At 63.0% G+C, this 16,602-nt stretch carries 11 protein-coding genes and 2 pseudogenes; 6 read left to right on the top strand and 7 right to left on the bottom strand.

Annotated features, from left to right (window positions below; translation table 11 throughout):
* A pseudogene (locus CR103_RS12800) lies at nt 1-273 on the bottom strand (RND transporter); the annotation flags it as partial.
* Complete coding sequence (locus CR103_RS12795; protein ID WP_099916362.1) at nt 270-986, bottom strand: CerR family C-terminal domain-containing protein; 717 nt, start codon at nt 984-986, stop codon at nt 270-272. The gene CR103_RS12795 and the pseudogene CR103_RS12800, both read right to left, overlap by 4 nt.
* Before the next feature lie 209 nt (nt 987-1,195).
* On the opposite strand from CR103_RS12795, the pseudogene CR103_RS12785 reads away from it, so the two are divergent.
* Nucleotides 1,196-1,783, top strand: a pseudogene (locus CR103_RS12785) (DUF1800 family protein); the annotation flags it as partial.
* An 82-nt stretch (nt 1,784-1,865) separates the two neighbouring features.
* Nucleotides 1,866-2,555, top strand: a complete 690-nt coding sequence (locus CR103_RS12780; RefSeq protein ID WP_307719703.1) for a DUF1501 domain-containing protein — start codon at nt 1,866-1,868, stop codon at nt 2,553-2,555.
* A gap of 399 nt (nt 2,556-2,954) precedes the next feature.
* Here the strand turns inward: CR103_RS12780 and CR103_RS12775 are convergent, their stop codons facing one another.
* From CR103_RS12775 to CR103_RS12755, 5 genes are all read right to left on the bottom strand, one after another.
* Entirely contained in the window at nt 2,955-3,737 is a 783-nt protein-coding gene (locus CR103_RS12775) for a 2OG-Fe dioxygenase family protein (protein ID WP_099916360.1), read from the bottom strand.
* 64 nt (nt 3,738-3,801) lie between these two features.
* Nucleotides 3,802-5,856: a TonB-dependent receptor gene (locus CR103_RS12770; protein WP_099916359.1), complete on the bottom strand. Its 2,055-nt coding sequence runs from the start codon at nt 5,854-5,856 to the stop codon at nt 3,802-3,804.
* 39 nt (nt 5,857-5,895) lie between these two features.
* Nucleotides 5,896-6,393: a DUF6702 family protein gene (locus CR103_RS12765; RefSeq protein WP_229443042.1), complete on the bottom strand. Its 498-nt coding sequence runs from the start codon at nt 6,391-6,393 to the stop codon at nt 5,896-5,898.
* Complete coding sequence (locus CR103_RS12760) at nt 6,390-8,783, bottom strand: M1 family metallopeptidase (RefSeq protein WP_099916358.1); 2,394 nt, start codon at nt 8,781-8,783, stop codon at nt 6,390-6,392. The genes CR103_RS12765 and CR103_RS12760 overlap by 4 nt, the downstream gene beginning before the upstream one ends.
* 92 nt (nt 8,784-8,875) lie before the next feature.
* Nucleotides 8,876-11,335, bottom strand: coding sequence for a M1 family metallopeptidase (locus CR103_RS12755; protein ID WP_099916357.1), 2,460 nt, complete (start codon nt 11,333-11,335; stop codon nt 8,876-8,878).
* Nucleotides 11,336-11,447: 112 nt separating this feature from the next.
* Here CR103_RS12755 and CR103_RS12750 point away from each other — a divergent pair, with 112 nt between their 5' ends.
* The 4 genes from CR103_RS12750 to oxlT all read left to right on the top strand — a co-directional run bounded on the left by CR103_RS12750 (nt 11,448) and on the right by oxlT (nt 16,541).
* A complete protein-coding gene (locus CR103_RS12750) occupies nt 11,448-13,466 on the top strand; it encodes a CHASE domain-containing protein (RefSeq protein ID WP_229443041.1) in 2,019 nt (672 codons plus the stop codon).
* A gap of 151 nt (nt 13,467-13,617) precedes the next feature.
* Nucleotides 13,618-14,532 (top strand): alpha/beta fold hydrolase, encoded by a 915-nt coding sequence (locus tag CR103_RS12745; RefSeq protein WP_218968481.1) that lies wholly within the window; start codon nt 13,618-13,620, stop codon nt 14,530-14,532.
* A 67-nt stretch (nt 14,533-14,599) separates the two neighbouring features.
* Nucleotides 14,600-14,836, top strand: coding sequence for a hypothetical protein (locus CR103_RS22085; protein ID WP_143752594.1), 237 nt, complete (start codon nt 14,600-14,602; stop codon nt 14,834-14,836).
* Nucleotides 14,837-15,215: 379 nt separating this feature from the next.
* Nucleotides 15,216-16,541, top strand: a complete 1,326-nt coding sequence (gene oxlT, locus CR103_RS12740; protein WP_099916356.1) for an oxalate/formate MFS antiporter — start codon at nt 15,216-15,218, stop codon at nt 16,539-16,541.
* Nucleotides 16,542-16,602: the final 61 nt, after the last annotated feature.

Here is a 16,602-nt window from a genome sequence, read left to right as displayed (position 1 = left end):
GGCCGCGCGCTGCGCGCGCGACTGCTCGATGCGCGAGCGCGCCGCCGACACGTTCGGGCTGGCTGCCTGCGCCGCATCGATCAGCCGCACCAGCAGCGGGTCGCCCTGGCGCTGCCACCAGCCGGACAGTTCGGTCAGGCTGGCGTTGTGGGCGGGCGCCGCATACCATTGTGGCGGCGCCTGCGCGCTCACTTGCGCCGGCGGCGGCGCCAGCGCGCAGGCGCACAGCGCAAGCGGCGCGCAAGCGGCGGTCAAGGTCTTCACTATCTTCATGCTTTTTTCTTTCGTGGCAGAGATTTTGCTATCGGCCTGAGGGTGTGCAGGCGCGTTTGTTCAGCACTGACCATTGCCTCGGCGTAATCGACCAGGCGCGCCATCCAGGTGTCGACGGCGGCGCTTGTCGCCAGCAGCCGCGGGTTGAGCTGGTCGATGACGTCGCGCGAGACCATCATCTGGAACGCCAGGCCGACGACGCAGAAAGCCAGCCGCGCGACGTCGTCCTGCGGCTGGGCGACGCCAAGGTGGCGGCCCAGCACCAGCACCAGGGCGGCGTGAGCGGGCTTGATGCCGTTGTCGATTTTTTCCATCCACAAGCCGGTCGGTTCCAACATTTCGCGGAACCACAGCCGCATTCCCAGGCGCGCCCGGTCGCCCTGTTTCAGGGGGCCGAGCAGGTTGGCGTAGAAGCCCTGCAGCGCTTCGCGCAGGGTGAGCCGGGGATCGGCGAAGGCGGCCAGACCCTCGGCCGGGCACGCCGCATGGTCGCTGAAAGCGGCGCGGTACAGGCCGGCCTTGTCGCCGAAATAGTAGCTGATCGAGGCAATGTTGGTGCCGGCGGCGAGGGCGATCTCGCGCGTCGAGGTATTGGCAAAGCCCTGCTCGGCGAACAGCCGCATTGCCGCCAGCAACAGCCGCTCGCGCGACTGCGCCCCGTCCGAGCGGGTTTTGCGCGTGTCGTCGGCGGTGGTTTGATTGAAATGTTCCATGGGGCGATTACACCACACTTATCAATCGTTTGATATAAGTAAATCGATTGATTAAAATGCGGATGGCGGTCGCGGTAACATTTACTTGCAATTGAAACATGACAAGCTTTAGACCCCGCCATCGATTAGGATATATATCACTAAGCAACAATATCACTAAGCAATAATTACCGACCATACCGCGAGCGCGATCGAACGGTTTCCTCGCCATGAGGCTGTCCATGAAAAAATCACCACCCGCCGCCGCCGCCATCGGCGTGCTGCTGTCCGCGTTCGCCAGTTTGCCGGCATCGGCCGGCGCCGGTGCGGGCTCGCTCAGCGCCGAGCAGCAGGCGGCCCACGTGTTGAACCGGCTCGCGTTCGGCCCCGAGCCGGGCGATATCGAACGGGTCGCGCAAACCGGTGTGCAGCGCTATATCGACGCCCAGCTCAAGCCGCAAAGCCTGGCCTATCCGGCCGCGCTGACCGAGCGCCTGGCTGCCCTCGACGCCGCCAACGCCAGCGCCGGCGACATCGCCGGCCAGTTCGCCGAATTGCGAAAGCAGGTGCGCGACGAGGACGAAGGGGCAAAGCAGCGCCGGCGCGCCGGGCTCGCCGCCATTGCGCTCGAGACGGCCGAGGCGCGCGTTGCGCGCGCGATCGACAGCCCGCGCCAGCTTGAAGAAGTCATGGTCGACTTCTGGTACAACCATTTCAATGTCTTTTCCGGCAAGGGAATCGACCGCGCGCTGGTGGCCAGCTATGAGCGCGACGCCATCCGGCCGTACGCGATGGGCCTGTTCCGCGACCTGCTGGGCGCCACCGCCAAGCACCCGGCGATGCTGTACTACCTCGACAACTACCTTTCCAGCGCGGCCGATTACACCCCCGGCAGGGTGCGTGGCGCGCGGGCCGCCCTGGTACCGGCCGGCGTTCGGCGCCGCCTTCGAGCAACTGTACGCCACCAACCAGCGCTTCGGGCGCGCCTACCGGGACGGCAAGAGCGCGCACAAGGAAGTGATGGAAGCCGCCGCCAACGGCGAAATGACAATGGCCAACGGCGGCGCGCCGCTGCCGAACGGCTTCCCCGCCGCCGCCGCCCGCCTGGGCACGCTGATGCGCAACGATCCGAACATCCAGCTCGCCTTCTTTGCGCTGGGCGGCTGGGACACGCACGCCAACCAGGGCGCCGGCAGCGGCCAGCTGGCCAACCGGCTGGCGCCGCTGGCGCTGGGACTGTCGACCCTGGCGCAGCGCCTGGGGACGCTGTTCGACGACACCACCGTTATCGTGATGTCCGAATTCGGCCGCACGGCGCGCGAAAACGGCAACGGCGGCACCGACCATGGCCACGGCAACGTGATGTGGGTGATGGGCGGCGCGGTTGCCGGCGGCAAGGTCTACGGCGACTGGCAGGGCATTGGCGACGGCGCGCTCAACGAGGGCCGCGATCTGCCGGTCACGACCGACTTCCGCTGGGTACTGGCGCATGTTGCAGAGCGGCATTTGCGGCTGGGCGACCATCAGCTCGCGCAGATCTTTCCCGCAATGCCTGAGCGTGGGCTTGGGTTCCAGCTGATACGGGGGTAGTAGTTCTACGGTATTGCGGCGCACCATAAATCGGCATATATTGTATCTGTCTCCTCCAATTTTTCCCACATAAATTGGATTGCCGCCCGCACCGCAAGGTCGCGGGCGTTTTTTTACGGTCGTTTTCACCACGGGTAGGACCACATACTCGTCAAAGCGGGGAAGCGCATTCGGTAGCTATGCGGCGAACCTGGATCCCCGCTTGCGCGAGGACGACGCGCCAGCTTTAACTCTTACCGTTCCAGCTTGCTGCGCAGTACCAGCGTAAGCCTGCCGCCCGAGGCCGCCCTGTTTTCGACGATCGGGATGGCGTGACCTTCGGCGTGAATAGCATGCTGTTCCACCCAGCACGCCTTGTGATCGGGGTTTAAAGGGCGCGACTACAGCGGCGGTTGGGGGCTATGGCGGATTTGGCGCAAGCATGGGGCCGGATGTCGCATCCTCGTCATCACCCTGGAACGCGCCCGCGCGCCAGGTCAGTACCAGCGTGTCGCGATGGCCGTTTTCTCCCGTCGGCTGGATCGGCGTCGATTCGTGGATCACGGCGGCATCGTCGAGCAGCAGCATGGTCCACGGCTCGAACATGGTAAATCGCTTGCCGCCATGGCCGGCCGCTTCGAAGATACGCGTTTCGCCGCCCTTGATATTGCTGCGCCCGACCAGCAGCACCGCGACGAAGTCGACGCCATCGCGGTGCGCGCCTTCCGGCGTCGGCCTGCCAATGCCGCCGAGGGTATCGATGCGAAACTGGTGCGCCTCGACGTACCAGCGCTGCTTGCCCCTGACGCTGGAACACACCTGGCCAAGTGCGCGCAGCAGCGCGTTCCATGCCGGCTGCGCGATGGTGGCCGGCTCGATCGGTTCGAACAGCCGGTGCATGCCGCCGTGCAGCGCGTTGTATTGAACCGGCTGCCAGTGGGCGCGGTGCGGCGCCTGCGTCAGTGCCGGTTGCGCGCCGTCGTCGATGAAGCAGGAATGGCGCCGGCGCCGGTAATGACCGCCGTCCTTGAGGTAGTTGTCCAGCGCCAGCCGGTCCCAGCCCGGCGCCAGCGCGTCGAGATCCTCCAGGCCGCAGCCGGCGAGGGCGGCGACGTCGGAGGGGCGCAGCAGCGCGTAGCCGGCGCTGCGCAGTGCATGCGCCACCTGGGCCGGATCGGTAAAAGGAGGTGCGGGAGTCGTCATGCCCGGGAGGGTAGCATTTTTAGCCGGTCCGCGTGCGCCGCGGGCGCGTCTTGACGTCGCGAACCTACCAGTTCTTTACTAGCGTCAGGCGCGCCGAACGCGATTCGACCGGGTGGAAGTGGATGTCGTCGCGCGCCTCGGGCTCGCCGGCCAGGCGCGAGGCGTACAGGTAGTCGATCGCCGAATCGCGCCGGTTGGCCAGGTTAAACCCTTCCAGCTCGACCTTCATGGTCTTGCCGAGCTGGTAGGCAATGCGGCCGTTGAGGGTGGTGCCCGGTTTGGAGCGCACGCTGTTGTTGTCGATGAGCGGGCGGGGACCGAAGTAGCGCAGGCGCAGCGCGCCCGACCAGGGCCCGAGTTGATTGAGCGTCAGCGCCAGCTGGCCGACGCCTTCGACTGCCCCTGGAATGTGGTTGCCTTGTGGCGAAAAAGCGCGCGAACGGGCGCGTGCGAAGGCGACGTCGACGTCGACCGTCAGCCATTTCAATGCCTTGTAGTAGTTGGAAAACTCGATCCCGATGCGCCGGCTCGGACCGCCCGCCTCGGTCGTGCCGGCGTCGCCCACGAACGTCAGTTCGGAATCGAAATCGAGCCGGTACAGCGACAACGCCGTTTGCAGCTTCGGTACGATCTCGGTGCGCACGCCAAACTCCATGCCGCGCGAGCGCACCAGGCCAGGCACTTTGCCGGCCGCCTGCCCCGAGCGCGGATCGATGGTGCTCGAGGTGCCGCGCGCGTCGTTGCTGTGAAAGCCATTGCCGGCGTTGACGTAGAAATCGGTCCGTTTCCACGGCCCGAAAATGAGGCTGAGCGAGGGGCTGAGCAGGCTCGCGTTCGAGGTGCCGGAATTGGCCGCCAGGCTGCTGGCGACGTTGAAACGATAATGGTCGGCGCGCAGGCCGGCGACGGTGCGAAAGGTCTGGGTCCAGCGCGTGCTGTTGTCGACAAACAGACCGACGCTGGTCTCGACGACGTGATCCTCGCGCGTAGTCGAGAGGCGCCGGCGCGCCTTCGTGTTGTGCAAGCCATTGAACACGTTATCGTTTTGCAGCTGCGCGCCGATCGTCACGCTGGACTGCAACCCGGCCGGATGTGCGTGCCAGGTATGGCTGGCGTTGAACCCGCTCGTGATGCGCCGGTCCGGCTGGCTGAACTGGTCGCCATTGACCGGGTCGTCCTTAAAATACGTGAAGTTCGAATACAGGTCGAGCTGGTTGCGGATCAGGTAGGCGCTCGCTTTCGACGACGAGTCGCTGCCGGTCCTGCGCCACACGCCGGACAGGCTGTAGCGGCGGGCGGCGCCGCCGTCGGTCGCGTCGATGGTGTCGAAGCGCGTCAGCGCGCCGGCGTCGACCGCGCGTTGCGGCACCTGGTCGGTGGCGTTCCATGTGGCGCGGTAGGCCATCGCCGTCACCGAAAACCCGTTGTTGGCGTAGCCCTGGCTGTAGCGCAGCACGCCGTTGACCTTCTGGTAGTCGTCGGGATGCCTGAACGGGCCGTCGTTGTGCAGCACTTCAAGCGCGGACAGCAGGTTGCCGCTGCCGCTGCCGAGATTGACCTCCGGCGAAGCGGCGATCGCGGCGCGGGCGTAGCCGTTCTGGCCGATGCTGGCGCTGGCGACGCCCTGGGCCAAGCGGTTGGCGTAGGTGACGGCAGCGCTGCCGGCGGAAGCGAAGTCGCCATGCTGGGCCGAATACGGCCCCTTCCTGTAGTCCAGACGCGTGGCCAGTTCGGGCATCAGGAAATTGAGGTCGGTCCAGCCCTGGCCATGGGCGTGGCTGCGCTGGTTGACCGGCATGTCGTCGAGCGTGGTGCGCAGGTCGGTGCCGTGGTCGAGGTTGAAGCCGCGCAGGTAGAATTGGTTGGCCTTGCCTTCGCCGCTGTGCTGGCTGACGATCAGCCCCGGCGTCGCTTCGAGCAGCTCGCCCGGGCGGTACACGGTGCGCGCTGCCAGCTGCTTTTGGTCGACCGTGCCGGCGTTGGCGGAGTCGGCGACACCGAGCACGCTGGCGCGCGAGCCGCCGACCAGCACGCGCTGGAGCACGTCATCGTCGGCCCGGCAAGGGGCCTGCAGCAGCAGCGCGGCGAGCGCGCAGGGAGTCAAGCGAAGGGTCGGCATGGGGTAACAGTCAAGGTAAACGCTGGCGGCCGGGCGCAATCAGCGCACGCCCTGGTCGGGGTTCTTGCGCTCGAAGATGAGTGTGGTGATCATATCCTTGCCATGCAGGGTGACAGTGTTCGATTGCTCGGCAATGAAGTCAGTCAGCACTTCGTCGTGGATCGCCGCCGTTTTTGACAACGGCGTGTTCTCGATCTCCTGGTAGATCACGACGCTTTCGGCGCCGACCCGCAAGCCGACCCAGCGGATCGGCAAGCGCTGGCTGTCGGCCGACCGCATCCAGAACCGCTTTTCGATGTACTTGCGCAGAACCGCTTCGTGCTCGGGCTGGGTCAGGTCGAACTGGCGCTGGTACAGGTTTGCCAGCAGCGCGTCGATATCGTCCGTCATATAGGTATGGACGATCTCGGTGCTGCCGGTCCTGGCGTTGAAGCTGACGTCGGTGATCCCGACGTGGAACTGGTGGGCCCACGCTGCCGCGCAGCAGCAGGCCAGCACCGTCGCGGCCAGCAATGTCCTCGCGCGGCGCCCGATCACGGCGTTTCCTTCGGCGCCGGCGCGCCGTCTTTCGGCGTCAAAGGCGTATTAAAATCTTTCATCAGGTCGCCGCTACCGCGGTCGAGCTTGAACAGCTCGACGCGCGATTGGCTGATTCTGCGCGGCCAGGCGTTGTTGCTGACGTCGGTGTCGGCGGTTTCCCAATACGGGTCCTGCAGCAGGCCGACCATCGGCTCGTCGGTGACGATCAGCTTGGTGATCTTTTTCGACGAATAGCGCCATACTTCGGCCGGGATGCGCTCGACATATTTTTTCCCGCTTTTAAGTTCGATCTCCAGCACCAGCGGCGTCACCAGCCCGCCCAGGTTCGAAAAATCGACCAGGTAGAGGTGCTTGCCCTGTGCAAGAAGCAGCTTTTCCCACGGTTCCAGCGTCGCTAAAGTCTCGGCGTACTTGTTGCGGTCCTTGTTGGTGACGGTGAAGTCGTCGTGCTGGTTATAAAAATCCTTCAGTTCGGGCTGCGCATCGACGCGACGCGCCAGCGTGGCCTTGTTGCGCTGGTCGGTCAGCGACGTTGGCTGAAGCGCTTTTTGGGCTTTTTTCCACGCCTTTTCGGTCTCCGGGTTCTTGCTGCTGATACCGTATTCGGTGATGCCGTCGACGCTGACGTCGACCGCGTCGGTGGTGTAGAACCAGCCGCGCCAGAACCAGTCGAGGTCGGTGCCGGAAGCGTCTTCCATGGTGCGGAAAAAGTCCGACGGGGTCGGGCGCTTGAACTTCCAGCGCCGGGCGTATTCGCGAAAGGCGAAGTCAAACAGCTCGCGCCCCAGCACCGTCTCGCGCAGGATGTTGAGCGCGGTAGCCGGCTTGGCGTAGGCGTTGTTGCCGCGCTGGAGCAGCGACTCCGAATTGGTCATGACCGGCACCTGGTTCTTGCCGCGCATGTAGTCGACGATTCCACGCGGTTGCGCGCGCGTTTGCGGGAAATTTTCTTCCCACGCCTGCTCCGCCATCGATTGCACGAAGCTGTTGATGCCCTCGTCCATCCAGGTCCACTGGCGCTCGTCCGAGTTGACGATCATCGGAAAATAATTGTGGCCCACTTCGTGGATGATGACGCTGATCAGGCCGTACTTGGTGCGCTTCGAATACGTGATCTCGCCGGTCTTCTTGTCCTTGGTCGGCCGCGGGCCGTTAAACGAAATCATCGGGTATTCCATGCCGCCGACGGGGCCGTTGACCGAGATCGCCGTCGGGTAGGGATAGTCGAATGAATATTTGTTGTACTGCTCGATGGTGTGAATGATCGCCTGGGTCGAATACTTTTCCCACAGCGGGTTGCCTTCCTTCGGGTAGTACGACATCGCCATGACGTCGGTGCCGTCCTTCTTGTAGCCTTGCGCGTCCCAGATGAACTTGCGGCTGCTGGCGAACGCGAAGTCACGCACGTTGTTGGCCTTGAAGCGCCAGGTCTTGGTTGCGCCGTTCGCGCCACTGCGCGATTTTTCCGCCGCTTCCGCTTCCGCCTGGGTGACGATGACGACAGGTTTGCCGGCGCTGCGGGCCTGGCGCAGGCGCTCGCGCTGGGTAACCGTCAACACCGCGTCGGCGTTTTGCAGCTCGCCCGTACTGGCGACGATATGATCAAACGGGACAGTCAGCTCGACGTCGTAATCGCCGAATTCGAGCGTGAACTCGCCGTCGCCGAGGTATTGCTTGTTTTGCCAGCCAGCCGCGTCGTAGTAGGCCGCCATGCGCGGATACCACTGGGCGATCTCGAACAGGTCGTTCTTATCAAAATCGTCGAAGCGCTCGTAGCCGCTGCGCCGCCCCAGCACGTTCAGTTCCGGCACCAGAAAACTCCACGCCATGCTGAAGGCAAAGCTTGAACCCGGCTTCATCGGCTGCGGCAGGTCGATCCGCATCATGGTCTTGTTGACCGTGTAACGCAGCGGCTGGCCGCCGGGCCCCGTGACCGACTTGAGCTGGAAGCCGCCCTCAAAAGTGCGGCTGTCGAGGCTGAAGCGCATTGCCTCGAACTTCAAGCCGTCTGCTTCGGCTTTCGCCGCGCCCCACGCCTCGCGCGAGGGCACGGTGGCGATGTTGCGGTTGTCGGAATCGGCGCGGAACATATTCTGGTCCAGTTGCACCCACAGGTAGGGCAGCGTGTCGGGCGAGTTGTTGTGGTACGTGACGGTGCCGGCGCCGCTGATGGCGCGGTTCTTTTCGTCCAACGTGGCGCGCAGCTTGTAGTCGGCGCGCTGCTGCCAGTAGGCGTGGCCCGGCGCACCGGACGCGGTGCGGTTGGCCCCCGGGGTCGGCAGCAATTCGTCGAGCTGGCGGAATTTGTCGTCGAACGGTTCGCCGGCAAGGGCGGGAATCGAAAGAAAAAAGACGGCGAAGCCGGTCAGGAAGGGGTTGAGGTTCATGGGCTGGGCATGTTGCTAAGGCAGAAATGATAAGCGGCAGCGGCGCGATGGTGATCGCGCCGCTGCCGGCAGCTTACGAGCATGGCAAGCGATTACTCCGCTTTCGGCGTCGCCTTGGGCTCTTTCAGGTCTTTCGGCTCTGTCGGCTCTTTGACGTCCTTCGCGTCCTTGGCATCCCTGGACTTGAGCGGTGTATTAAAGTCCTTCATCAGGTCGCCGACGCCCCGTTCAGACTTGAACAGCTCGACGCGCGATTGGGTGATTTTGCGTGGCCAGGCGTTGTTGCTGACGTCGGTGTCCGCCGTTTCCCAGTACGGGTCCTGCAGCAAGCCGACCATCGGCTCGTCGGTAACGATCAGCTTGGTGATTTTCTTCGACGAATAGCGCCATACTTCGGCCGGGATGCGTTCGACATATTTTTTCCCGCTCTTGAGTTCGATCTCCAGCACCAGCGGCGTCACCAGCCCGCCCAGGTTCGAAAAGTCGACCAGGTAGAGGTGCTTGTTGTCCTTGCGTTTGCCATCGCTTTGAGCCAGCAGCGCCTTCTCCCACGGTTCCAGCGTCTCCAAAGTCTCGTTGTACTTGTTACGGTCCTTGTTGGTGACGGTGAAGTCGTCGTGCTCGTTATAAAAATCCTTCAGCTCGGGCTGCGCGTCGACGCGGCGCGCCAGCGTACCCTTGTTGCGCTGGTCGGTCAGCGAAATTGGCTCGCGGTCCTTCTGCGCTTTTTTCCATGCTTTTTCGGTTTCCGGGTTCTTGCTGCTGATGCCGTACTCGGTGATGCCGTCGACGCTGACGTCGACCGCGTCGGTGGTGTAGAACCAGCCGCGCCAGAACCAGTCGAGGTCGGTGCCGGAAGCGTCTTCCATGGTGCGGAAAAAGTCCGATGGGGTCGGGCGCTTGAACTTCCAGCGCCGGGCGTATTCGCGAAAGGCGAAGTCGAACAGCTCGCGCCCCAGCACCGTCTCGCGCAGGACGATCAAGGCGGTGGTCGGCTTGGCGTAGGCGTTGTTGCCGAACTGGAGCACCGACTCCGAGTTCGTCATGACCGGCACCTGGTTCTTGCTGCGCATGTAGTCGACGATGGCGCGCGGCTCGCCGCGCGACAGCGGATAGTTTTCTTCCCAGGCTTGCTCGGCGAGGTATTGCACGAAGCTGTTGAGGCCTTCGTCCATCCAGGTCCACTGGCGCTCGTCCGAGTTGACGATCATCGGAAAGTAATTGTGGCCCACTTCGTGGATGATGACACCGATCAGGCCGTACTTGGTGCGCTTCGAATACGTCAGTTCACCGGTCTTCTTGTCCTTGGTCGGCCGCGGGCCGTTAAACGAAATCATCGGGTATTCCATGCCGCCGACGGGGCCGTTGACCGAAATCGCCGTCGGGTAGGGATAGTCGAGCGAATACTTGTTGTACTGCTCGATGGTGTGGACGATCGCCTGGGTCGAATATCTTTCCCACAGCGGGTTGCCTTCCTTCGGGTAGTACGACATCGCCATCGTGTCGGTGCCGTCCTTTTTGTAGCCTTGTGCGTCCCAGATGAACTTGCGGCTGCTGGCGAACGCGAAGTCGCGCACGTTGTTGGCCTTGTAGTGCCAGGTCTTGGTAGCGCCGTTGAACCCGCTGCGCGATTTTTCCGCCGCTTCGGCTTCCGCCTGGGTGACGATGATCACGGGCTTGGTCGCGGTACGGGCCTGGCGCAGCCGCTCGCGCTGGGTCGCCGACAGCACTGCGTCCGGGTTGTGCAGCTCGCCCGTGCTGGCGACGATATGATCGGACGGGACCGTCAGCGAGACGTCGTAGTCGCCGAATTCGAGCGTGAATTCGCCGGAACCGAGGAACTGCTTGTGCTGCCAGCCATAGACGTCGTAGTAGGCCGCCATGCGCGGGAACCACTGGGCAATTTCGAACAAGTCGTTTTTGTCGGCATCGTCGAAACGCTCATAACCGGCGCGCCCGCCGAGCGACTTGGCGTCATTGATCTTGTAGTTCCACTCGACGCTGAAGACGAATTTGGTGCCCGGCTTGAGCCCTTGCGGCATATCGACCCGCATCATCGTCTTGTTGATGACGGTGTTGAGCGGCCGGCCATCGGCGCCCTTGACCGAGGTGATGTTGAAGCCGCCCTCGAAGGTCCGGCTCTCGAGGATCGCGCGCATCGCCTCGAAGCGCATGCCGTCCTCTTCGCTGCGGCCCTTCGACCAGGCCTCGCGCGACAGCACGGTACTGGCGGTGCGGTTGTCCGAGCCGGGCGTGAACAGGTTTTGGTCTAGCTGCAGCCACAGGTAGGACAGCGTGTCGGGCGAGTTGTTGTGATACGTGATTGTCTCGGCGGCGCGAATGGCGCGGTTCGGTTCATCGAGCGTGGCGCGGATGGTGTAGTCGGCGCGTTGCTGCCAGTAGGCGTGGCCCGGGGCGCCGGAGGCGGTACGGATCGTGCTTGGCGTTGGCAGCAATTCTTCGAGCTGGCGGAACTTGTCATCGAATGGTTCAGCCGCGAATGCGGACATGGTGAGGCATAAAGCCGCCAGGCTGATCGACAAACGTCTCATGGTTACCCTGTATTTTTAAGTGAATTTGGGATAAGTATTTTAATGCTACCTAACAGTCAATTGCTCGCGGGAATTGTAAAAAACCTGAAACAATGCGCGCGCAGGCAGTATCATGGGCTGGATCGATTGCACAGGGGAAACGGCGGAGATGGACAATAACGTCAAGGCGACCATGTTGAAAGCGGGCCGCGGCGCCCACGACCTTGCCCGGTCCCGCCTGCGTCGCGACCCGATTCGGCTCAACGGTTACCTGGCTTTCGTGATCGGCATCGGCATCACCATCTGGACCTGCCTGGTCGTGATGAATGCCCAGGACGCCCAGATCCGCAGCAATTTCGTGCGCGACACCGACAAAGTCTCGGCCGACACCAGCGCACGGCTGCGCATCTATTTCGACGTGCTGCTCAGCCTCAAGGGCTTGTTCGCGGTCGCCGGTGACGTCGATCGCGCGCAGTTCGCCCGCTTTGTCAAGACGCTGCGGCTAAGCGAGCGCCATCCCGGCTTTCGCGCGATCCAGTTCGTGCGCGCGGTGCCGGACCGTGAACTGGCCGGCTTCGCCGCCGCCAGTCAGGCCGACAGCGCGCCGCAGTTCGCGGTCCATCCAGTTTTCGCCAGCGAACAGCACTTCGTCATCGAGTTCAACGAGCCGATGAAGGGTAATGAAGGCGCGTTCGGCCTGGACCTGGCCAGTCTGCCGCCGCATCGCGCGGCGGTGGAGGCGGCGCGCGACAGCGGCGAGATCGTCGCGACCGGGCGCACGCTGCTGGTGCAGGATGCAGGCCGCCAGCCCGGCTTCGTGGCGCGCGTTCCGATCTACCGCCGGAACATGCCGACCGGTTCGGTGCCGGAGCGGCGCGCCGCCTTTATCGGCGTGGTGGCGATCGCGTTTCGCGTCGATGACCTGATGCGCGAGGTGATCGAACCAACGCTGCTGGCGAACATGGCGCTGGACATTGTCGATACGGGCGATGCGAAAGCGGGCCTGGCGCCGCCAACAGGGGTCGTCGAGACGCTGTTCGACAGCCGCCAGCGCGGCACCCGCATCTTGTCGAGGCTGGTGGCGCAAGGCCATATCAAGGTCGCCCAGCGCCACTGGCTGGTGCAGTACAGGGCCCTGGCGAACAGCCGCTACGCGCGCGACATCACGCCGCTGGTGCTGATCGCCACGGCCGGCATGGTGATCAGTTCCCTGATCGCCGCGCTGCTGGTCGCCTCGCGCCGCAGCCGTTCCCTGGCCGGGAGGCTGCGCGCCACGCTCGACGAGCGGCACGCCAGCCTGGCCGAGCTGGAACGGCAGAAGTCCCAGGTCGAACTGGCGCACGGCGACCTGTCGTCGGTGCTAGTGACGCTCAAGCAGGCGCAGGCCAGCCTGATCACGTCCGAAAAACTGGCCTCGCTCGGCGCGCTGGTGGCCGGCATCGCCCACGAACTCAATACGCCGATCGGCAACAGCCTGCTGACCGCCACCGCGCTGGCCGACATGGTGACCGAGTTCGAGAAAAAATACGCCGCTGGCGGCATCAAGCGCTCGGCGCTCGAAGCGCACATGGCAGACACCCGGCTGGCGTGCGACATCATAGCCAGCTCGCTGAGCCGGGCGGCCGGCCTGATCACGTCGTTCAAGCAGGTATCGGTCGACCAGACCAGCGACATGCGGCGCTGTTTCGCCCTCGGCGAGGTGGTGCGCGACACCGTCACCACCTACGCCGCCCAGCTGCGCCGCGCCAATTGCGCCATCGACGTCGACGTGCCGCCGCAGCTGGTGCTCGATTCGTATCCGGGCGGCTTGGGACAGGTGCTGTCGAACCTGATCAACAACGCCCTGCTGCACGCGTTCGCGGCGAATGGCGCCTCAAAAATCGTCATCAGCGCACGCGAGATCGAGCACGGTCAGCTGATGCTCGACTTCAGCGACGACGGCGTCGGCATGACCCAAAAGACGCTGCACCAGGTGTTCGATCCCTTCTTCACCACCAAGATGGGGCAGGGCGGTTCGGGACTGGGCATGAACATCGTCTACAACGTCGTCACCGGCATGCTCGGCGGGAGCATCGGCATCGCATCGACGCCGGGCAACGGCACCAGCGTCACGATCACGATGCCGAAGAATGCGCCGCGCCGGCTTGAATAGATGCCTCAGCATTGTTTTTCTGACGATATTGCACCTCGACTCTGCCGTGCCCTGAACATCCCTGGCGCAGAGCTTGTATGCATATCGATAATTGCTTGACAATATGCGACCGCTTCATTGAGTATCTCCATTACAAAAAAAGGGAGTGACCATGTCGTCGTTCAACTTTACTCGCCGTACCCTGCTTGCCTCGCTGATGACGCTTGCCGCGCTCGCCGCGGGAGCGTTTGCCCCCGCTCTCGCCGCCGATTTCAAATCCGACCGCATCAAAGTGACGGCCGAGGGCGAGGGCAGCGATGTGATCCTCATTCCCGGCTTGAACTCGTCGCCGCGCGTGTGGCGCGAAATGATCCAGTCGGTACCTGGCTACCGTTACCACCTGGTGCAGGTGGCGGGCTTTGCCGGCCAGCCGAAGGGCGGCAATACGCAAGGGTCCGTCGCCGCACCAGTGGCCGAAGAGATCGCGCGCTACATCGCCGCCAGCGGCCTTAAAAGGCCCGCGGTGATCGGCCATTCGATGGGCGGCACGATCGGCCTGATGTTTGCTGCCCGCCATCCCGAACTGCCCTCCAGGCTGATGGTGGTCGACATGGTCCCCTTCCTCGGCGCCGTGTTCGGCCCGCCCGGCACGACGTCCGGCAGTATCAAGCCGATGGCCGATTCAATGCTGGTGCAGATGCGCGCGCCCGATGCTGCGGCGCGCCTGGCGCGCACGACAGCGATGATCGATGGCATGGTCGACACCGTTGCCATGCGCCCGGGGGCGCTCGACGATTCGCTCAAAAGCGACCCGGACGTATCGGCGCGCGCTTACCACGAACTGATCGTCACCGACCTGGTACCCGAGCTGGGCAAAATCAGTGTGCCGACGACGGTGCTGTACGTGGTGCCGAAAGGGATGGGCCTGACCGATGAAAAAATGGACGGCACGTACAAGGCCGCGTATGCGCCTTTGAAAGGCGTGACGCTCAAGCGCATTGCCGCCAGCGCCCACTTCATCATGTGGGACCAGGCGGAAAAATTCCAGGCCGAAGTGAACGCATTTTTGGGACAGGCAACGCCGTAAGCCTTCCTCACAGGCGCGCGCGGCCGGTTTTCCGCCCTTGGGGCAAGGTTCGGGCACGGCGCCATCCGTGGCGCTGCACATCGGCACGGATTGGATGGACGGTCAATTCCGGTTATCCCTGGCGGTCGTCATTGCAGCATTGGCGGGCATGAGCGGGACGTACAAACTCGCCTTCCGGGCGCGCGCCATATCCCTTTGCACAGCCTTGCGCCGCCCTTCCAACGCGCAGGCTGCCGCTCGTTTTCTTCTCAGCCATGAGATTGAATTGCAAAAAATGTGTGCCAGCGTGCGGCGTAAATGCTGAACTTAACCGCGGTCAATGATTTACAAAATCACTTCTCGGAAAATCAATATGTTGCCGATTAAATTTCATTTCAACTGAACTCTTATGGCAAGTCCAGCGGTCTAAGGGAGACCGACACTGTCTCATCATTAAGGCATCACGCACGTCAACCGGGGAGGGTAATCTCACAGCGCCTCAATTGATCAGCAACTTAGATTTTTTCATACACTAATTTTTAACAAAAGATGCAATGTACACGGCGCGCCCCCAATCGCGATCGGGACAAGAGCACTAACCATGACAATGGAGACATGAAAATGCTAACGAAAAATTTTAACTGTACGACCAACGCGTCGGCAACATCGCGGCACAACGAACCAACCCTTCGAGGAGTGCAGTCATGAGCAACGCGTCCGCAACGCTGCACGAACCAAACACCGGCTCCAGCAATACGCGCTGGATTCAACTGTTGGTCGGCGTCATCTGCATGATTGCCACTGCGAACATCCAGTATGCCTGGACCCTGTTCGTCCCCGAGATTCAAGAAACCTACGGCTGGTCCCGCGCCAAAATCCAGCTTGCCTTCACGATCTTCGTGCTGGTCCAGACCTGGCTCGCACCGATCGAAGGTCACTTCATCGACAAGTTCGGCCCACGGTTAATGGTGGCGTTCGGCGCCATCATGATCGGCTTCGCCTGGTACATCAATTCGCAAGCCACCACGCTGACGGGCTTCTATATCGGCGCTGCAGTTGGCGGTGTCGGTGTCGGCTCGATCTACGCGACCTGCATCAACAATGCGCTCAAGTGGTTCCCGGACCGCCGCGGCCTTGCCGTTGGCCTGACCGCCGGCGGCTACGGCGCAGGTTCAGCTGCCACGATCCTGCCGATTGCCGCGATGATCGAATCGTCCGGCTTCCAGGCTACGTTCCTGTTCTTCGGCATCTTGCAAGGCTCGCTCGCCTTCGTCGCCGCATGGTTCCTGCGTTCGCCAAAACCGAGCGAAACCCATGCGTCGCACAAACTGGCCCAGGCTTCGCGCGACTACACGCTGAAGGAAGCGCTCCACACCAAGCTGTTCTGGCTGATGTTCGCGATGTTCATCCTGGTCGTTACCGGCGGCATGATGGCTGTTGCACAGCTCGGCGTCATCGCGAAAGACCTTGGCGTGAAGGAATTCCCGGTTGATCTGGGCTTTGTCATCATCGCCGCGTTGCCGCTTGCGCTGATGCTCGACCGCATCATGAACGGCATTTCGCGCCCGATGTTCGGCTGGATTTCGGATCACATCGGTCGTGAAAAGACGATGGTCATCGCCTTCACGCTGGAAGGTCTTGGCATTATCGCGTTGGGTTACTTCGGCAGCAACCCGTACGCGTTCTTGATCCTGTCCGGCGTCGTGTTCCTGGCGTGGGGCGAAGTGTACTCGCTGTTCTCGGCCCTCGCCGGCGATGCCTTCGGTACCAAGCACATCGGCAAGATCTACGGCGTGCTGTACACCGCCAAGGGTATCGGCGCGCTGTTTGTCCCGCTGGGCAACCTGATGATGGAGGCGACCGGCACTTGGTCGACTGTTCTGTACACGGTCGCCGCGATGGACCTGACTGCCGCGTTCCTTGCGCTGGCAGTGTTGCGGCCAACCTTGGCCAAGCACGTTGCGTATTCCAAAGGCCTGTTGGAAGACGAAAAGCTTGCTGGGGGCGGCATGCCGATGCCTGCACGGTAGTCGATCAGGAAAACTCCCGGGCAGCGTTGTTGCAAAAGCGTTGCAAAAGCGCTGCAAAAGC

Source organism: Massilia psychrophila, from assembly GCF_002760665.1.
Classification (GTDB): Bacteria; Pseudomonadota; Gammaproteobacteria; order Burkholderiales; family Burkholderiaceae_D; genus JAFCUW01.
This window is presented reverse-complemented; position numbering and strand designations above follow the sequence as displayed.

What these genes read in the sequence shown, in the direction of transcription:
- CR103_RS12795 (WP_099916362.1), bottom strand. Translation starts at nt 986, where the DNA reads ATGGAACATTTCAATCAAACCACCGCCGACGACACGCGCAAAACCCGC.
- CR103_RS12775 (WP_099916360.1), bottom strand. Translation starts at nt 3,737, where the DNA reads ATGACGACTCCCGCACCTCCTTTTACCGATCCGGCCCAGGTGGCGCAT.
- CR103_RS12770 (WP_099916359.1), bottom strand. Translation starts at nt 5,856, where the DNA reads ATGCCGACCCTTCGCTTGACTCCCTGCGCGCTCGCCGCGCTGCTGCTG.
- CR103_RS12760 (WP_099916358.1), bottom strand. Translation starts at nt 8,783, where the DNA reads ATGAACCTCAACCCCTTCCTGACCGGCTTCGCCGTCTTTTTTCTTTCG.
- CR103_RS12755 (WP_099916357.1), bottom strand. Translation starts at nt 11,335, where the DNA reads ATGAGACGTTTGTCGATCAGCCTGGCGGCTTTATGCCTCACCATGTCC.
- CR103_RS12750 (WP_229443041.1), top strand. Translation starts at nt 11,448, where the DNA reads ATGGGCTGGATCGATTGCACAGGGGAAACGGCGGAGATGGACAATAAC.
- CR103_RS12745 (WP_218968481.1), top strand. Translation starts at nt 13,618, where the DNA reads ATGTCGTCGTTCAACTTTACTCGCCGTACCCTGCTTGCCTCGCTGATG.
- oxlT (WP_099916356.1), top strand. Translation starts at nt 15,216, where the DNA reads ATGAGCAACGCGTCCGCAACGCTGCACGAACCAAACACCGGCTCCAGC.